At 44.5% G+C, this 18406-nt stretch carries 15 protein-coding genes; 4 read left to right on the plus strand and 11 right to left on the minus strand.

The annotated features are described in order from the left end of the window. Positions 1–468 precede the first annotated feature (468 nt). The 7 genes from G8O23_RS02985 to dusB form a co-directional block, all read right to left on the minus strand. Positions 469–2928 (minus strand): TonB-dependent receptor, encoded by a 2460-nt coding sequence (locus tag G8O23_RS02985; RefSeq protein WP_166361600.1) that lies wholly within the window; start codon positions 2926–2928, stop codon positions 469–471. 5 nt (positions 2929–2933) lie between these two features. Further along, positions 2934–3854 carry a DUF4249 family protein gene (locus tag G8O23_RS02990; protein ID WP_166361602.1) on the minus strand — a complete coding sequence of 307 codons (921 nt, stop codon included), beginning with the start codon at positions 3852–3854 and terminating at the stop codon, positions 2934–2936. 10 nt (positions 3855–3864) lie between these two features. Further along, positions 3865–4395, minus strand: a complete 531-nt coding sequence (locus G8O23_RS02995) for an outer membrane beta-barrel protein (protein WP_166361604.1) — start codon at positions 4393–4395, stop codon at positions 3865–3867. 162 nt (positions 4396–4557) lie between these two features. After that, positions 4558–5169, minus strand: a complete 612-nt coding sequence (locus G8O23_RS03000) for a hypothetical protein (RefSeq protein WP_166361606.1) — start codon at positions 5167–5169, stop codon at positions 4558–4560. Positions 5170–5317: 148 nt separating this feature from the next. Next, positions 5318–6319, minus strand: coding sequence for a hypothetical protein (locus tag G8O23_RS03005; RefSeq protein ID WP_166361608.1), 1002 nt, complete (start codon positions 6317–6319; stop codon positions 5318–5320). 832 nt (positions 6320–7151) lie between these two features. Beyond that, positions 7152–8063, minus strand: coding sequence for a DMT family transporter (locus tag G8O23_RS03010; RefSeq protein ID WP_166361610.1), 912 nt, complete (start codon positions 8061–8063; stop codon positions 7152–7154). A 103-nt stretch (positions 8064–8166) separates the two neighbouring features. Further along, entirely contained in the window at positions 8167–9183 is a 1017-nt protein-coding gene (dusB, locus tag G8O23_RS03015) for a tRNA dihydrouridine synthase DusB (protein ID WP_166361612.1), read from the minus strand. A 134-nt stretch (positions 9184–9317) separates the two neighbouring features. On the opposite strand from dusB, the gene G8O23_RS03020 reads away from it, so the two are divergent. From G8O23_RS03020 to G8O23_RS03030, 3 genes are read left to right on the plus strand one after another with little or no spacing between them, the layout of a single operon-like run. Then, positions 9318–9956, plus strand: coding sequence for a hypothetical protein (locus tag G8O23_RS03020; RefSeq protein WP_166361614.1), 639 nt, complete (start codon positions 9318–9320; stop codon positions 9954–9956). A 5-nt stretch (positions 9957–9961) separates the two neighbouring features. Continuing rightward, the gene (locus tag G8O23_RS03025; protein WP_166361616.1) at positions 9962–10813 is read left to right on the plus strand and encodes a hypothetical protein; all 852 of its coding nucleotides are present in this window, start codon (positions 9962–9964) and stop codon (positions 10811–10813) included. Continuing rightward, positions 10785–11753: a CPBP family intramembrane glutamic endopeptidase gene (locus G8O23_RS03030; RefSeq protein WP_166361618.1), complete on the plus strand. Its 969-nt coding sequence runs from the start codon at positions 10785–10787 to the stop codon at positions 11751–11753. Before G8O23_RS03025 ends, G8O23_RS03030 begins: the two co-directional genes overlap by 29 nt. On the opposite strand, the gene G8O23_RS03035 is transcribed toward G8O23_RS03030, so the two are convergent. Next, on the minus strand, positions 11704–12438 hold the full coding sequence (locus tag G8O23_RS03035; RefSeq protein WP_166361620.1) for a hypothetical protein: 735 nt from the start codon (positions 12436–12438) through the stop codon (positions 11704–11706). The two genes, G8O23_RS03030 and G8O23_RS03035, sit on opposite strands and share 50 nt — an antisense overlap. A 271-nt stretch (positions 12439–12709) precedes the next feature. Between G8O23_RS03035 and kbl the strand changes: the two genes are divergently transcribed. Then, entirely contained in the window at positions 12710–13894 is a 1185-nt protein-coding gene (gene kbl, locus G8O23_RS03040; RefSeq protein WP_166361622.1) for a glycine C-acetyltransferase, read from the plus strand. 86 nt (positions 13895–13980) lie between these two features. Here the strand turns inward: kbl and wecB are convergent, their stop codons facing one another. From wecB to G8O23_RS03055, 3 genes are all read right to left on the minus strand, one after another. Further along, positions 13981–15051, minus strand: a complete 1071-nt coding sequence (wecB, locus tag G8O23_RS03045; RefSeq protein WP_166361624.1) for a non-hydrolyzing UDP-N-acetylglucosamine 2-epimerase — start codon at positions 15049–15051, stop codon at positions 13981–13983. Positions 15052–15094: 43 nt separating this feature from the next. Further along, entirely contained in the window at positions 15095–16390 is a 1296-nt protein-coding gene (locus G8O23_RS03050) for a glycosyltransferase family 4 protein (RefSeq protein ID WP_166361626.1), read from the minus strand. A gap of 243 nt (positions 16391–16633) precedes the next feature. Then, on the minus strand, positions 16634–18184 hold the full coding sequence (locus G8O23_RS03055; RefSeq protein ID WP_166361628.1) for a glycine--tRNA ligase: 1551 nt from the start codon (positions 18182–18184) through the stop codon (positions 16634–16636). Between the last annotated feature and the right edge of the window lie 222 nt (positions 18185–18406).

Below are 18406 nucleotides of genomic sequence, written 5' to 3' on the forward strand. Positions count from 1 at the left end.
CAAGTAGTTTACCTTATAATTTCGGGGCGGTATCAACCCCGCCATATGGCCTATTGCCTTGAAATGGCATATGGGTATTAGATTTAATAAAAACTTCTGCTTATTATGAATATTATTATGTGATTAGTAATGTATTTCTGTAAACAAAACTAGCACTTTATATCGATATAACCCCCCCCCGTATTTACGTGTTATAAAACACACCCCCGCTTCCGCACGAGTCCCCTCGTGTGGCTTTTGCCCCAGCAAAAACATTACCTAGCCATAATAGCACTTATGTCAACATCGAAAATATAACCATCTTCTTTGCTTCGTTACCACGCGTGGGGACACGCGCGGCAGCGGTGACTGCTTAGCTGAAACTAACCCTAAGGCAAAGAGTTACCGTGTTTGGCTCCTCACGGGGTGACAGTTTGCTAAGCAGATATTCGCCCCGTGAGTAAAAAAATTCATTAGTACACCTCAGCATTACTCATCAAAATACAACCAGCTTCTCCCTCTCCCCTGCTCCTTCCTTTTCTCTTTTCGTTCCTGCTTTCTTTTTGATTTTAGCTGGCGGAAGGCCTTAATATCATCAAAAAAGACCTTGTACGAAATGGTGGGGAGAATTGGGAAAAAGCTCAACTGGTAGAGCGAGTAAGGTTCTGCATGATTATAATCTAATCGCGGAACTCGAGTATTGTACTGCTCAGTATCGTGCGTAAACATATAGCTATAAGGATTTTGCCTGTTGTAGGCATTGTACACGGCAAATGTCCACTGCGCCTTGTTGCCATACTTGGTTTGGGTTGTGTAATTTAGCGCTAAATCGAGGCGATGGTAAAATCGCATACGCTCGCTATTCCTCTCGCCATAAATAAATGCCTCGTAGTAGTAGGTATCATCACCCAGGCGTGTTAGGCTTGGCACATAAGCCCTACCATAAACGGGCGTAAAGGGTAAGCCCGACTGGAGCACCCACGAAGCGCTGAGCGACATCTTATCGCTAATTTTGCGATTAAGGGTAAGCGATAGGTTATGCGGCCGATCGTAATCGAACAGATACTGCTTACCATCATTTATATTGGGATATTTACGAGTTGACTGCGACCAGCTATACCCCATGAAACCAGTCCAGTTTCCCCGTGTTTTACGCACAAACAGCTCCACGCCATAGGCCTCGCCCTCGCCCTCTGGCTCTACCTTGTTGCGCCAATTGCCATCGCCCATTAGCGATGTGTAGCCCTCGCGGTAGGTGGCAATATTACGCAAAGTTTTGTGGTATGCGCTCAACTCAACATCCCACATTCCCTTACCAAAAAAGCCACGCCAGCCTGCTGCAACCTGCTGGGTTGATGCAGGGCTAATGCCACTGCCTGCCGGCACCCACACCTCGTTGCTCATGATCTCGCCCTGGGTAAATAGCAGGTGCGAGAATTGATTGGCCTTCATGTAGCTAGCGTTAAGGGTATGGTTAGCCCCTACATGGATGTTGAGGTTTGCTCTGGGCTCAATTTTAAATGTGCTATACTGCTCCGATAGGTAACCCGCAGCACGTGCCCCTATGCGCAATGAAAGTATTTTGGGGAATTCTAGCTTGGCCTCGGAATATGCCGATGGTTCAAGCGTATTTATGGTAGGCTGACTAGTTGCCGCCGGATTGTTTGATATGTATATATTATTGGGGTTGTACCTAAGGTATGCAGTGTGTAGGCCAAAATCGACACCCAAATTTTCGTGTAGTTCAGCTTTTAAATCCCACTTGTAGGAGATATCCTGTACTATGGATTTAAAGTTCCGCTTAAACTCAAACTTTGAGTCGGGGTCGGTGTTAGAATAATTCTGGTTATTTTTCAACCTATAGCGCACATATGAAAGGCTTTGCGTAGAGTATAAACTAGGGCTGTGCACTCGGTTCCATCGGGCCGATAGCAACCAGTTTCCCCACACGTTTGAGAGCCGTGCCCTTTCGCTACCCGAATTACTGCGGGTATAGTACCACCAGTTTATATAGTCATCGCCCTGATAAAGGTTTACGCTTAGGGTGTTTTGGGTATCGGGTCGCCAAGTAAATTTCCCATTCACATCATGAAAACCGTACGACAGTATATAATCGCCCCCACCCGAAATCTTACTGGCTAATGCAAGTAATGGGTCAACCAGCGTTTTTCGACCAGCAACAATAAAGGTTGAATTTTTTATTGGGGTGGGCCCTTCAAGCAGAAAAGAGGCATCGGTTATGCCAATGCTGTATGCACCCTTTAGCGTGTTTACATTACCCTGGCGTTGGGCAATATCCATAATTGACGACAGCTTGCCTCCGTAACAGGATGGAAATCCGCCCTTATACACCTTAATATTATTAATAATATCGGAATTAAAAACCGAGGTAAATCCGCCCAAATGGTTTACATAAATTAGCGCAATATTATCGAACAGGTACAGGTTCTCGCCCGGATTGCCACCACGCACCAGAATGGTGCTTGAGCCCTCGTTCTGCGACTGTATGCCGGGGAGTAGCTGAATGGCCTTCATCACATCGGGCTTTGCCCCCAGCGAGGGCAGCTGCTGCAGTTCCTGGTTGCTAAGCGATGCCACGCTATGGGTATGTCGCTTGGTATGGGTTACCACCACCTCGTCGATACTATTCTGTGGGTGCAAGAGTATGGTTACGAGCGAATCTGTTGGCGTATTAAGGTTTATTGTCGCTGGCTTATAGCCCACAAACGATACCGCTAGCTTGCTGTTGGCCTGCACATTGATGCTGAAATAGCCAGTGTTATCGGTAGGGACTACCCGCATACGGGTGCTATCAATTATATGCGCCCCCACCAGCACCTCGCGGGTGAGGCTATCACGCACAAATCCGGCAATACGTTGCTGTGCAACCACAGAAAAGCATACGCTACAAAGCAATGCTGCTGCTACGAGGTATTTAAAAATCTTCACAATGCTTAGTTATTAGGGTCAATAATTTCCGATGTTACTGATGAATACCCTGTGAGTATCCCGTAGCCATTCTGCACGTTGCTATAGAGATTATAACTACCCGTTACTCCAACCGATAGTAGTGGCTCGCTGGTTGCCACCTCGTACAGGTACTGCTGCTTTATAAATTTGTAGTAGCTGTGGCAAATGGTACGCAACTCAACCTGTACAGGGTAAAGATTGGTTACCCAGCCAGCATTATTATGGTTTGAGGCGCTGCCCGTTGAGTAATTAATGGTCATGGTGTAGGTGCTACCCTCAATTAACTCATTGCTAAACACGGCTATGGGCAAGCCCTCGTTGAGCAGAACAGGGTCAACAAAATTGAAAGGATGAGCTGCACTTGTATAATCCTCGTGCTCAAAAAGCCTAATAGCCACCTCGTAGTATAAGGTTGTATCGGGTAAATTATCGAAAGTTACCTTAACGGCAGGATAGGTTAACCCCTCCTCATCGACGCCAGCCCTATTGATATGCTCAAATTTTACTATGTTCTGATGCTTGGGAATAACCGTAGAGCATATGGCTGTTGGGTAGCCGGGTATAGTAACCTCACAGCGGTACTCCCTATCCTCCTGTGCAACGAGCTGCGATTGGTAAAGCCCATCGCCAATGTACTCAAGCGTTTCGGCTAATTCATTGTTGACGTATAGAGTAACCTCAGCGTTATCTACATCAGGGGTTGGCTTGGCAGTAAAACTCACTGCCTTTGAAACCTGAATTGTAACGGGGCTTCCGCTCTTAATAACGCCATTAACAACGGGCTTTTGCTCAAATTCGGGTGGGTTCCAGTCGAGCTTTTTGTAGCAGCTACTGAAAAGAAACACCCAAACCAAGAAAAACCCTACAACACCTCGTATTCCCTTGTTATCAAAACTTATAAGCATACGTTATATTTTAAAACTTAAATGATAAACCGTACCTGAGATTTGTATAACTACCATAACCAAACTCACCATAAACACCAAAATGACGAGTAAGGTAATATGCCGCACCTGCGTAAACCCCGTAATCGGAGAAGTACTTATGAGGCAGGGGTGAAAAGTTTTTTCTTTCGGGATTAATACCCCCAAGTTTCCCCGAAACATAAAGGTCAAACCGTACTTTCTTCTCCTTAACAACTAGTGGTAGGATATGAAAATTAGCATTCAGCCCATAGTTAGTGGCTGCGTAACCTGATATTGTCGCACGGCTTCCCACAATTTGTATATCTTCATAGAAACCAAACCCTGCGTAAACCCCAACCTCAATAAAAGGAAGCATTTTATAGTTAACCTCAACCCTAAAGTTTGGGAGGTTACTATTTGTGCCCTCTTGGTTACTAAGGGCAAAACCCAACTTAGCATTAATCCTTTTGGGCACGGTATTAACCTGAGCAAAGGTGTTAATTGATATTAGCAACGAGGCTAAAAGCAAAAGTCTTTTCATTTGGTTGTTTTTTTGAAGTTCACAACTCACAGTATTCAGTAGCAAAACTGTGGCAAAATCAGTTTTGCAGAAAGATGAAACTGTTTGATGGAAAATCAATATATTATTGGGTTCTATAAAATATACAAAATTAATTACTAGCCAGTTCTCCCCTGTTTATAGCTATATCTTAATCACAATACCAGCTGATAATCTCGAACTGCTATCGTTGTAAAAATGCCCCGCCGAGCAGCCTATATTTATACCCAGCCATTGGGTAAAGAAATAACTTGCGCTTAGCCCAACACCATACTCAGAGAAAGGGCCATTCCACGATTCCTCCCAATTCTCACCATCCCCTTCGGTCCATTTTGCCGATACCACTCCTACTTTAGCATGGGTGGAAAATTTAAAACGGAGATTATCTTTACCTGTAATCAGTGGCAGCAGGTCGTACCGAATTGCTAAACCATAAAATAGGGTGTTGCTGGTTAAATAGACACCACCTGTGGGTATGGCCTTGTGAGGCATGGTAGAGTATGCTAAATAGGTACCAACCTGCAAATTACTTAAAACATCAAAGTTTACCTTAATAACTGGTGCTGCTTCGGGTAGGGATGTTTCTGCAACATTTCCATCTGCTAAAGTTTGACTCCCCCTTTTTTCGGCTGTAACCTCATAAACACCTAAGGTTATCGAAACCCGCCTATTACTTTCGGGATTACTAGCAATAGAATTAGCCGAGTACAAAAAGCTACAAACTACAATAGCAAACACCATTAATGCTCTTTTCATAAGGTTTATTGGTTTAGTTGTAATCTTTACTTACCATATCAATCAATTTCGAGGAATATGTTTATCCCCCAATTAACAAATTGAAAAAGTTAAAAGAGCAAGAATACAAAAGAGTGACCTTGCTCATTTTAACGATTCTCGTATATTTTTATTGTTGAAATGTTTTCTCACAACCCATACTGTTTTTAGCATGGGCATAATAATATGAGAAATAGGGTTTGTAATCCCATGTCAGTGCATCCGACTGCTTGTACTTGTCATCACCCCTATGAACAGCACCGTAAACATTCTTGTTTAATCCATCAGTAGTTACAACTCTTTCTTCATTTGATCTGTCGTCAATGCTTATTAGATGAATCTCATAATCTGTGTACAATTTTGTTTGAAACCATACTCCCAATCGTCGAAGATAGTTAGTAATTCTATACTCAGTTTCTCTATGTGTTTCTACTTTACCAGGTAGTGTATAATGAAATATTTCTGTTTGGATAAAAAGTTTTATTCGATATTTTTTATTTCCCACCCATTCGTCATCATGATCTTCATACTGCTCTTTTTTAGAAGTGTTTGGTTTTTCTTTATCAATTTCTTGAATTTTAAACAAAGGGTTATTCTGCACCTCGCCAACATTTTCTATCTGCTTTAGTTGTGCGATATTCTGAATTTCCGATGAAACCAAGACTCTATCAAGTTTTTTATAGGCGTAGTTACCAATAACATACATTTTTTCCTCATTTATCACAAATCGTGCCTCGTTATCAAACTCTTGAGGTAAACAGTAGGTTTCACCTGTATAATCGGTATGGAAAGTTAAATATTTACAATTTACCTCAACCATTTGATGAATGTCCTCTATACTCTTAATTTTGTTGATATTAATAGAGTAATAAAACTCATCGCATACCCTCCCAAATGACTTGTAACCCATAGACTGCTCATACTCTACCAGTTCACACTCAGTCATGCTATTGGTTTTACTTACTGCTTGCGCATACTCCTCATAATCCTTAAAAACCAACATCTCTGTTTTAGCCGTTTCGACATCGGGTACTAATTCCTTATCCTTGCTACATCCGCTATTAAATACTGTTAAAACCGTTGTTGCTAACGCAATCATTGCTACACTTGCAAAACTTTTAATTCTACTCATCGTAATAGTTTTTAATTCGACATTAATTAGTTGAGTTGGCCTCACCTCCCAGAGTGATTTAGTAGTTGTTCTATGGGGGTGGGGCATTTTTTTTGCCAGCTTTTGGGCTGCTGCTGGCCTCCCTCCTTATTTGCTTTAAGGGCTATGGTTATCCCCTGCACCAAGTAGTTTACCTTATAATTTCGGGGCGGTATCAACCCCGCCATATGGCCTATTGCCTTGCAATGGCATATGGGTAATGGTTTAAATAAATGCTTTTGATTGTTTTATATATTATTATGTGATTAGTAATGTATATATGTAAACAAAAGTAGCACTTTATACCGGTATTACCCCCCCCTAAATTTATGTGTTAAAAAACACACACAAGTTCATTGAACAAATAATTACTTAGCAGAAAAGCAACACGTAATGGTAAAGGATTACCGTTGATGGTTTGCTGCTGGGTTGATGAGAGAAAAATCCTGACAGGTTTTAAAAACCTGTCAGGATTGGCATGCCGCAGTCTCCAACCAGCAACACTTGCTAATGATAGACCAACTCTGGTGCAACCCACCTTTGGCAGGTAAACCTGAGCCAGAAGAGGAATAGTAAAAACTTTACCGAGGGGTTAAATTTAAGGGCTAAAGCCCATTTTACTAAAGATTTTTCCCCTGCCCTAAAGGGCAGGGTTATTGACAGCCCCTGCCTATTTACAATTTCAGATTCCTCGTTGGGCTAAGGGCTGTATCCCTGCAGAACGAAATAATCCGAGTGCGACGGTTGCTGAGCACTTCGGCTAGCACAGTGTAACACCTGCCGAAGCATAGTTGCGCTCGGACTTACAAAAGGGTTATAGCCCGCGCTTACGAATATTCCAGTTTAGTATTACCAGCGATAGCCCCACCAGCACCATTCCCAAAACAGCAATTAGCGTAGGATGCTCGTTGGGCAGCAGCAGCCAGCTTAGCACAGCACCAAGCACGGGAATAATAAATTTCCACATATTAAGGGTAGAGAGCTTAACGCCAGGACGTTTAAGCAATGTGTACCAAATGGATATGGCTGCAGCGGAAAGGAAGCTAAGCCAACCTAGCGATAGCCAATACTCCAGCGGGAATGACCCCGACTGGTAACCCTCGGTTACCAACCCCAAGCCAAAAAGCAAAGCACCACCAAAAAGCATAGAGAATGAGCTGAGCACTAGTGGCGGAATACGACGCTTATCGGTAGCAACCAGCATATTACCAAAGCCTGCCAGCAGGTTATTGGCAATTAGTATTAGAATACCCACGCTCGCCATAGTACCAACAGCACCCATCTGCTTGCGCCCAAGGCTAATAACTACAATACCCAAAAGCCCCACCAAGATGCTCACCACCTTTCGCCGGTTAAGCGTATCGCCAGGCATGAAGAAATGAGCAACTATGGCTATAAAAAGTGGTCCCGAGCCAATGATCATAGCACCCAGCGCACCGGGAACCATATCAACCCCTCTGTAAAAAAGTGCGTACTGCAGAAAGGTTTGCACAAAGCCCACCAGTAGAATTTTGGAGATATTTTGCTTGGCAGCAGCTAGCTTTGCTCGCAAATTGGGGATAAATGGGAGAATTAGCAGTCCCGAAATAAAAAAACGAATTCCCGCAAACTGAAAGGGTGAAGTATATTTAAGACCAATCTTAATGCCCACAAAGGCGGTTGACCACAGTATGCAGGCCACAATGGCAAGAAAGATGGTTGAGTTTAGTAATGGTTTTATCTTCAAGACTATGGCTATATTTTATTTAGGTTGAAACAAACTATTAGAATATCGACAAATAATGTAGGGTTCGCAATTACGCACAAAGCTTATTGAACTCAAACAATCGCTACGCCCATGGCGATGGATTAATGCTCTGATCCTGAATAAAGCCAGCATACCGCTCGGCAACCTGCGATAGCAATTCACTTAGCTCGTTGGGGCAATCGGTGGTTACCAGCTTAAGGCGCAACTCCTTAAAGTTTGGCAGGCCCTTGAAGTAGCTGGTTAGGTGACGGCGCAGCTCAAGTATTCCGCGGCGTTCGCCCTTAACCTCCATAGATTTGGCCAAATGCTCCTTTGCAATAGTTACCTTCTCCTCCACCGTAAAGGGCTTCATGAGCTCGCCCGTTTGTATGTAGTGTTTAATCTCCTTAAAAATCCATGGGCGGCCATAGGTTGCACGGCCAATCATAATGGCGTCAACGCCATAACGATTGAAGTACTCCACCGCCTTCTCGGGCCCATCAATATCTCCATTACCAATAATTGGGATTTGCATCCGTGGATTGGTCTTTACCTTGCCAATTAGGGTCCAGTCGGCTTCGCCTTTGTAAAGCTGCGCACGGGTACGCCCGTGAATGGTGAGCGCTTTTATGCCCACATCCTGGAGGCGTTCGGCAATCTCTACAATCTGCTTGGTGCTATCGTCCCAGCCCAAGCGTGTTTTTACGGTTACAGGCAGGTGGGTTGCGTTAACAATTTGTCGGGTCATCTCCACCATCTTTGGGATATCCTTCATTATGCCCGAGCCAGCTCCCCGGTTGGCAATCTTTTTTACAGGACAACCAAAGTTGATATCAATAACCTCGGGGTTTGCCTCGGTTGCCATACGGCACGCCTCCACCATACTCTCAATAATGTGCCCATACAGCTGAATGCCAATGGGTCGCTCGGCATCGACAATATTAAGCTTCTTTTGGCAACTCTCGGCATCGCGTATTAGGCCATCGGAATTAATAAACTCGGTGTACATCATATCGGCCCCAAAGCGCTTGCACAGGTAGCGAAACGAGGGGTCGGTTACGTCCTCCATGGGAGCAAGCAGAAGTGGTTTATCGCCTAAATCTATGTTGTGTATTCTCACTGTAAATCAAAAATTTTGGGCTACAAAAATAGGCAGAGTTTGTCGAAGTTCACCTCAAAAATCACTAAAAATGTGAGGGTGTATAATTAGGTTTTCGAATAAATGTATAATTTTGAGTAATTCCATTTCAAAATATGAAGATTATAAAATTAGCCATTCGCTCACTTGCCATCCTGATGGTGTTTGCAGGCCTTTCCATTTTTTATGGATGCCCAGGGTGCGAATTCGAAATGCCCATTAGCATCAATTCTGCATCGGTTACGCTTATTGATAATACTGGCGAAAAACCCACACAAAGTTCCAGTGAGTTTCAACCTCGCGAGGCCATTGCGTTTAGGGTTACGTTATACGACACAACCGATTACTACGATTACGATTACTATGCGCACAGCAAGGCTAAACCCTTCTCGCCAATTCAAGCTGCTTATGCCTTGTCGTGCAACGAAACCTACGTGCTACAAACACGCTTGGAAAGCATTAGAATTTTCGCCCTACAAGATCTAACCGATGAGATTAAAACAACCGACGAGGTGACTGACCTATTTGTTGCTGAAATTGATAACTACAACACCTCGAACACCCTTTACTACACCCTGGAGAAAGTAGTTGATGCCCTTAATAGCTTTGATTTTTACTGGCAACCAAGAATCTCCATCGACTTCTTCCTTACACAGGAGCCAAGCAGCAGCTCGTTAAGCTTTGAATTGCACTTTCTGCTAGATAACGGAAAGACCCTCATTGTACCAACCCCCAACATCATAGTAATTAGTTAGCACCTATGAAACTAAAAAAAAGCATGGCAACCCTGTGCCTACTCGTTGTCCTCCCAACGGTGCTGGAAGCACAACGTTTTTTCCAATTCAACAAGGTTGCCTATTGGTACGGACACAACAGGGCTTGGCATGAAAGGAAAGCCCAAACATCCGATTTCGATTTTTTAGATCATATTTCCACAAACAACTCTCACTTTGGTCTTATGCTGTCCCTAGGGCTGAGCAACAATTTCTCTGTTGACTTTAGGGGATATCGATTCGAAAACACATCGTACCACATAAAAGGCAATTTACTATATCATCTAAAACCGAATCTTGGCTTTTTGGCAGGGGGGTTTACATCCAACCAGCTGGTAAGCAACAGCTATAAAGACTTCTTCAACAACTACCCTAGCGGCTACATTCTTTTCACGCCAAACCAGTATATACCAGAACCAATTATAAGATATTCCCACTTGGGCTTATACGGCGGCTCATACCTGGAACTACGTTGGGGGCGAGCTACCCTTTTGGGCTCGCTTTGCGTAGGGGCAAGTCAAAATGTACCATTCACCATTTTGGTTGGGCAAAAGAAACTCAACTCGAATATCCGCCGCGAGTTGGAATACAATGCAAACCGTAATCTATTCCTTTTCGTAATGCCCGAAATTACTCTAGGTATCGATATCTTTGAACTCGAAAGCAGCACCTTTGGGCTGGAGATAACGTGCAATGCAATGGTAAGTAACAAATCGATTAGCTATGAGCTTACCGAAAGGGTTTGGACCGCAAGCAACACAGAAAGCCAGAGCATTGATATTCCTTCGCGTATAGTAACCAACCTAAGGTATGATGTTTCAATTTTCTGGAAATTCTAGCGAATCGCTCATGAACCATTTCTTTCAGAAAGAGCTCTCGCCCGTAAAGGGCATCATTCTATCTATGCTACTGGCTTTGGCTGGTTTTTTTGTGTTCATCGCACTTGGAACGCTTATAAATGCCATTGTATTTGGTGGCATTGCCTCGGGGGTAATTAGTGGACCCGACACATCAACCCCCGAGGGTTTAATGGCCTTAAGGGTGCTTCAAACTTTCCAAACCTTTGGACTATTCATGTTTCCCGCCCTAGTGGTAGCATTCTTCAGCTCCAGCTCACCATTGCAATACCTCGGTGTTAAGTGCATAAGCAAACACTTTGCGATTTACTCAATTGTGCTAATGATTATTTTCATTCCGGGAGTTAACCTAATTGCTTCGCTTAATGCACAAATACCACTACCAGAGTGGATGCTAGAAATGGAGCAAGCGGCTGCACGTATAACTAAGCAAATTCTTATTACCGATAATGTGGGGGTGATGGGCATTAACCTTTTTGTTGTGGCTATTATGCCGGCATTGGCCGAGGAACTATTCTTTAGAGGGTTAATCCAGAAGTATTTAATTAAATGGACAGGCAATGCATTTTGGGGAATTGTTGTTGCAGCCACCATATTTAGCGCAATACATATGCAATTTCAAGGGTTTATTCCACGACTACTTCTGGGGATGTTATTTGGCTACCTGTACTTTTGGAGCGGTTCTCTTTGGGCACCTATTGTTGCTCACTTAGTGAACAACGGGTTGGCTGTAATGGTATATTTCCTAATTGGACGTGGAGTTATTCCTCCCCAACTCGATACATTTGGCAATATATCGGATATGTGGCAAGCTGGTGTATTTAGCCTTGCTATTACCGGGTTGATGCTATGGGTGGTTTGGCGCGAGCGGGTTAGGCATCCAAATCAATCAGGCTTCGCTCCAACATCTGAAGTCCCTTAATCTCATTCTTACGGTACACATAAACCAAGCCATACTCCTGTGCTCTCTCCCTGCGCTCATGGTCGGGCAGACTCTTGAATGTCTCCTCCACCTCGTTCCATACATCAAGGATAATGGCATCGGCCTTCTTACGAAGCTCTTCGAGCTCTGCCTGGCTCCGATTTGTGTTTTGCTGTAGGATACGCTGATGGTTATATGCTTCGGCAAAATTCTCGTAGCGAACCTTTACTACAGCAATGGTTGGATTGGTTACGGGCTGCTGTCCACGCGAAGTTCGACTTGTCTCGCCCTGTATAATCATTTTACCCCATTCTAGAAGATCTTTGTCGGCCGTTAGGTTGGGCAACTTGCGCTCATCTATATCCATTCCATAAAGCTGGCGAACTTCCTCGGGCAACTCACCTCGTGATATGGCCATATTGAGCACCTGAATAAAATGTGAGAGGTACAACCTTGCCTTTTTGGCTACAGCCTGATACTCCTTGCTTCGCTCGGTTTGCTTGCTGTAGGCTGCTTTGTAAGTAGCAATGGCCTTCTCATAGCTATTAATAAAAAGGTCGGCCTTGGTGAATGCGCTTTGGCTAAATGCCAGCTTAAAGGGAGGCAATTCGCGCCCTTTATTCACTGCCGCTTTTAGTGCTCGTAAGCGAGCTGTATCGGTGTTTGGTAAACGACGGTAAGGCATAGCAACTTTTGGGTTTTTGGGTGAGATGTTAAGAACCTGTTGATAAAGTGCGAATGTATGTAATTTTAAACACAAAACAATACTATTCGCAAATTATTTGCTGAATATTTTCACCCTCATTACTAAACGCTTGCATTGCGAAGCAGTCAAATACTGGCACAGGGCAAGCTATTCGCAAGTTTGACAACCTGACAATAATCCAGTGGGGTTGAAAAATAATTCTGTATTTTTGTTAATCAGTATTTTAAAAATCACATAAATCTATAAAAATATGTACGGCAAAATTAAAGAGAACCTTCAGCAACAGCTACAGGGAATTAAGGATGACGGATTGTACAAGAACGAACGGGTAATAACAACCCCGCAGGGTATTGAGATTGAAACCAATGGCCAGCAGGTGCTTAACTTTTGCGCTAACAACTACCTTGGCCTCTCAAACCATCCTCGCCTAGTGCAAGCCGCTAAGGATGCCATGGACACTCACGGCTTCGGGGTCTCGTCGGTTAGGTTTATTTGCGGAACGCAAGACATTCACAAGGAGCTCGAAAAGCGCATCTCGGAGTACTTTGGTACCGAGGACACCATCCTTTACATCGCCGCATTCGATGCCAATGGAGGTGTTTTTGAGCCTATACTCACCGAGGATGATGCCATCATCTCCGACGCACTAAACCACGCATCCATTATCGATGGGGTAAGGCTTTGCAAGGCGCAGCGCTACCGCTACAAGAATGCCGACATGGCTGACCTTGAGGAGCAGCTTAAGCTAGCCCAAGCGCAACGGTTCCGCATAATTGTTACCGACGGCGTATTCTCAATGGACGGAAACGTAGCCCCTATGGATAAGATTGCCGAACTAGCAGAAAAGTACGACGCCCTAGTAATGGTTGACGAGTGCCACTCGGCTGGCGTAGTGGGCAATACAGGCCGTGGTGTTACAGAGCAATTCAACATTAGAGGCAAGATCGATATTATTACCGGAACGCTAGGCAAAGCCTTTGGCGGTGGTTGCGGTGGATTTACCACTGGACGCAAGGAGATTATAGAATTACTACGCCAACGCTCTCGCCCCTACCTTTTCTCCAACTCAATGCCGGCTGCCATTGTGGGTGCAGGCATAGAGACGTTTAAAATGCTTGAGAGCAGCAACGAGCTGCACGATAAGTTGATGGATAACACTCAGTACTTTGTTAAGGCAATGCAAGAAGCTGGCTTCGACATAAAGCCCACCCAGAGTGCTATTGTTGCCGTTATGCTTTACGATGCCAAGCTATCGCAAACTATGGCTGCCGAGCTGCTTAACGAGGGTATATACGTTATTGGATTCTACTTCCCTGTTGTTCCAAAGGAACAGGCTCGCATTAGAGTGCAAGTATCAGCGGCTCACAGCAAGGAGCATCTGGACAAGTGCATTGAGGCCTTTACCAAGGTTGGTAAAAAGCTAGGGGTGATTTAATTGTTGTATAGATTGCATTAGAAAAAGCGAAAGTACCTTTATTACTTTCGCTTTTTTAACTTTATGGTAGTTACATTTAGCATAGTCTATCCCTGTTTTAACCTATCGACAATTCTCACTGATGCATCACCTGAACCATAAAGAGGTGCGCTAAAATCTGGAGTAGTGCTCAACATCATCTTGTAACAATCTACAATGGTTTCACTATTCGACCCGGCTAAAACATTGTACCCACCATCAACTAGCTCGGTCCACTCGGTTTCATCCCTTAGGGTAACGCATCCTTTACTGAAAAAGAAAGCTTCCTTCTGCAGGCCACCACTATCGGTTATTACCAACGCACAGTGCTTTAGCAGCTCTATCATATCAAAATAACCAACAGGTGGGATAATGGTGAAGTTCATCTTAATCCCACTTCCCTCAATTATTTTTTTGGTTCGGGGATGCAGAGGAACAACCACTTGTCTTTCGCTGTGAATTGAATTTAAAGCATCAATAATTCCCTTAAGGTTATGGGGGTTATCGGTATTCTCCTGCCGATGCATTGTTGCAAGTACTGGATTGGGTTCCAAACCAATATCTCTAACTATTGTTGATTTTTGGGCCGATCGCTCGCTGTAGTATAGCGCGGCATCGAGCATCACATCGCCTACGTTGTGAATATTGCATCCAAAATTAGTAAAGCCCTCGGCTTTCAGATTGTTAACAGCAACTTGGGTGGGGCAAAACAGATGAGTCGAAATTCTATCGGTGAGTATACGGTTGGTCTCCTCGGGCATAGCCATATTGAACGAACGCAGCCCGGCCTCAACGTGTGCCACGGGAATTGCCAGCTTTTGAGCGGCAAGCGCTCCTGCCAATGTCGAATTGGTATCGCCATACACCAGTACAAGTGAGGGTTTCTCCTTCAGCAGAATTCTCTCAATGGCCTCAAGCATACGCCCGGTCATTGCACCATGCGACAAGCTATTTATCTCCAAGTTGTAATCTGGTTCGGGTATCTCCATATCATCAAAAAACACCTGTGACATATTGTAATCGAAGTGCTGCCCGGTGTGAACAATAATCTCTTTTAGCCCTGCGCTTCGGAGCGCACGGCTAACCGTTCCGGCCTTAACAAACTGGGGACGAGCTCCAACAATTGTGATTATGCTCATTATCTGAGGATTTTAGATCTTTCGAATTAGCGTATGCCCAAAATTAGGAAAGGTTATCGAGGATTTCAACTAATCGCCCCGTTAGATTTCGGCGGCTATAAGCAGTGGCATCGATATTCTGAAGAGAGGGAAACCCCTGCACATAATCATCCCAAAGCCAGGTAAGATTGTTCAATATATCATCGTAGTTAGAAAAATTGGCGGTTACACCAGCCTTTGTTTCCTTTAGTAAATTATCCACATCGCCATCCAAAGGGCCAATGGCGAGTATGGGCCGCCTGGCCGCAAGATATTCGAAGACCTTTCCCGTGAGTATGCCCTTGGCATTGGGCGAATTATTTACCAGCAGTAGCAATATCTGCGAGCGCTGCATTAACTGTACGCTTTGGGCGTGCGACAAATAGCCTAATTGTTGGCAATAAGGAGTTAGGTTATACTGACTTATCTGATCGATCACCAGCTTATCCACATTTCCCAACAGCTGAATTTTCAGCTGCTTAGCTATATCGTTATTACTATTAACAAGATGGCTAAGCGCCTGCCACAACAACTCGCTGTTCCTGTTGGGAGGGATCGTTCCCACGTGAGTAATGGTAAACTGGGCATCGGGAGATGCGAGTTGGGTTGGAAAATCGGTCTCATCGTAACCATTGGTAATAATGTGAACTTTTCGGCTACTCGTCTGCTCAAACTCATTCTGCATTTGCGAGCCCACCACGACAACCTCATCGGCGCTTACCAGCACATCGTGCTCTAGCCTTCGATGTTTTTTTAGCGCGCGAGCAGCTAGTGGTAAATCGATAAAGTAATCGATATTAGTCCATGGGTCCCGAAAATCGGCCATCCACTTTATGCCAAGCTTTTGCTTTAGCCCTCGCGCAATAAGGTGCATACTGTGCGGAGGGCCTGTTGACACCACTGCATCTACCGGATGCTGAATTAGGTATTTGGTTAAAAACCTAACCGATGGTTTCACCCAGAACATTCGTGCATCGGGTATAAATAGGTTTGCCCGCACCCAAAGAGCAAGTCGTCCGACTACACCTTTTGCGCTACCCTCATAGGATGTGAAACCAACCCCCATTTTCCCCTTTTGGCGAGTAAACAACCGGAATACCATGTATGGCTCGAAGATATTTCGTTTTAACACCTCCACACCCTGAGGAATATCGGTGTTCAAAGTTTCGTCAACCATCGCCACCTCTGGATTTTGAGGTGTGTAGATAACGGGTTCCCAACCAAACTCGCGCAAATACTTTGCAAACTTAAGCCAACGCTGCACCCCACTCCCCCCTGAGGGTGGCCAGTAGTAGGTTAGTATTAGTAGGCGTTTGGGCATAGGGGGGGGTGATTGGTTGGGTGACCTGACAGCGTGCAAAGCTCCTGTCAGCGTCTAAAGAGATTGATTTATTGATTTAGAGTTTAGAGTTTAGAGTTTAGGGTTTAAAGTTTAGCCTACCACCATTTCATTTCGGTAGGTAAAGGTTTAGGGTTTAGGGTTTATAGTTTAGGGTTTTCTTTAGACATTGAACATTGAACATTGAACCTTGAACATTAAACATTAAACGCTAAACGCTAAACGCTATATTTTTCTTAACAGGTTTTTCATACTCACCTTTTCCTCCATGATCTCGCGGAGGCGTGATGCGTCTACCCGCTCCTGCTCCATGGTATCGCGGTGGCGAATGGTAACGGTATTATCCTCGAGCGACTGATGATCGATGGTAATGCAGAAGGGCGTTCCAATGGCATCGTGCCTACGGTAACGCTTACCAATGCTATCCTTCTCCTCGTACTGGCATTTAAAGTCGATCTTAAGGTCGTCCATAATTTGGCGAGCTTTTTCGGGTAGCCCATCCTTTTTCGTAAGCGGGAACACGGCCAGCTTAACGGGAGCCAGGGCTGGGGGTATACGAAGCACAACGCGCTCATCGGTACTTCCGTCCTCCTTTGTTATCTTCTCCTCGTTGTATGCCGATGAGAGCAGTAGTAGGAACGTGCGGTCCAAGCCAATGGATGTTTCCACTACGTAAGGCACGTAATTCTCGTTTGTTTCGGGATCGAAGTACTGCAACTTTTTGCCCGAGTGCTGCTGATGCTGTCCCAGATCAAAATCGGTACGCGAGTGAATTCCCTCAACCTCCTTAAACCCGAAGGGGAATTGGAATTCGATATCGAAGGCAGCATTGGCGTAGTGCGCCAGCTTGTCGTGCTCGTGGAAACGGTACTTTTCTTCGCCCAACCCCATGGCCTTGTGCCAGCTCATACGCTTCTCTTTCCAGAACTCGAACCACTTCATCTCCTCACCGGGGCGTACAAAGAATTGCATCTCCATTTGCTCAAACTCGCGCATACGGAAGATGAACTGGCGGGCCACAATCTCGTTACGGAAAGCCTTACCAATTTGGGCAATACCAAAGGGCAACTTCATGCGTCCTGTCTTTTGCACGTTTAGGTAGTTTACAAAGATACCCTGCGCAGTTTCGGGACGAAGGTATATGGTGTTGGCGTCGTCGCTAACGGAGCCCATCTTAGTGTCGAACATAAGGTTAAACTGGCGCACATCGGTCCAGTTACGCGAGCCCGAAATGGGGCAAACAATCTCGCAATCCTCAATAATCTTCTTAACCTCGGGCAAATCACTATCATCCAAAGCCTTAACCATTCTGGTGCGAACAGCATCAATCTTGGCCTGAATTTCTAACACCCTGCCGTTGGTTTTTACAAACATAGCCTCGTCGAAGCTATCGCCGAAACGCTTTTGCGCCTTGGTAACCTCCTTGGCAATCTTCTCCTCTTGCTTGGCCATCCAATCCTCGATAAGCACATCGGCACGGTAACGTTTCTTGCTATCCTTATTGTCGATAAGCGGATCGTTAAATGCGCCCACATGTCCCGATGCAACCCAAACGTCTGGATGCATAAAGATGGCAGAGTCAAGACCCACGATATTCTCATTTAAACGGGTCATGGCATCCCACCAGTACTGGCGGATATTATTCTTAAGCTCAACACCGTTCTGTCCGTAGTCGTAAACTGCACTAAGGCCATCGTAAATCTCGCTGCTCTGGAAAACAAATCCGTACTCCTTGCAGTGCGCAATTAGCTTCTTAAATAGTTCTTCTTGGGTCATGTGTTATGATTTTATTTTGATTATTCTCTTGGTTCTAATTACCATTAGTTGAAATATGCTGTTACAATTTAATGATTTGGCTAGAAGACGGAAGTCCGAAGTCCGAAGTCTGTAGCCGGAAGACCAAATGTTACTTAGCTCAGCCTTCTAATCAATTAATCTCAAGCCAAACAAATATTCCACAAAAATTACCGTAATAATACTTTCTTTAGCCATTGATTT

The organism is Perlabentimonas gracilis (assembly GCF_011174675.1).
In the GTDB taxonomy this organism is placed as follows: Bacteria; Bacteroidota; Bacteroidia; order Bacteroidales; family Tenuifilaceae; genus Perlabentimonas; species Perlabentimonas gracilis.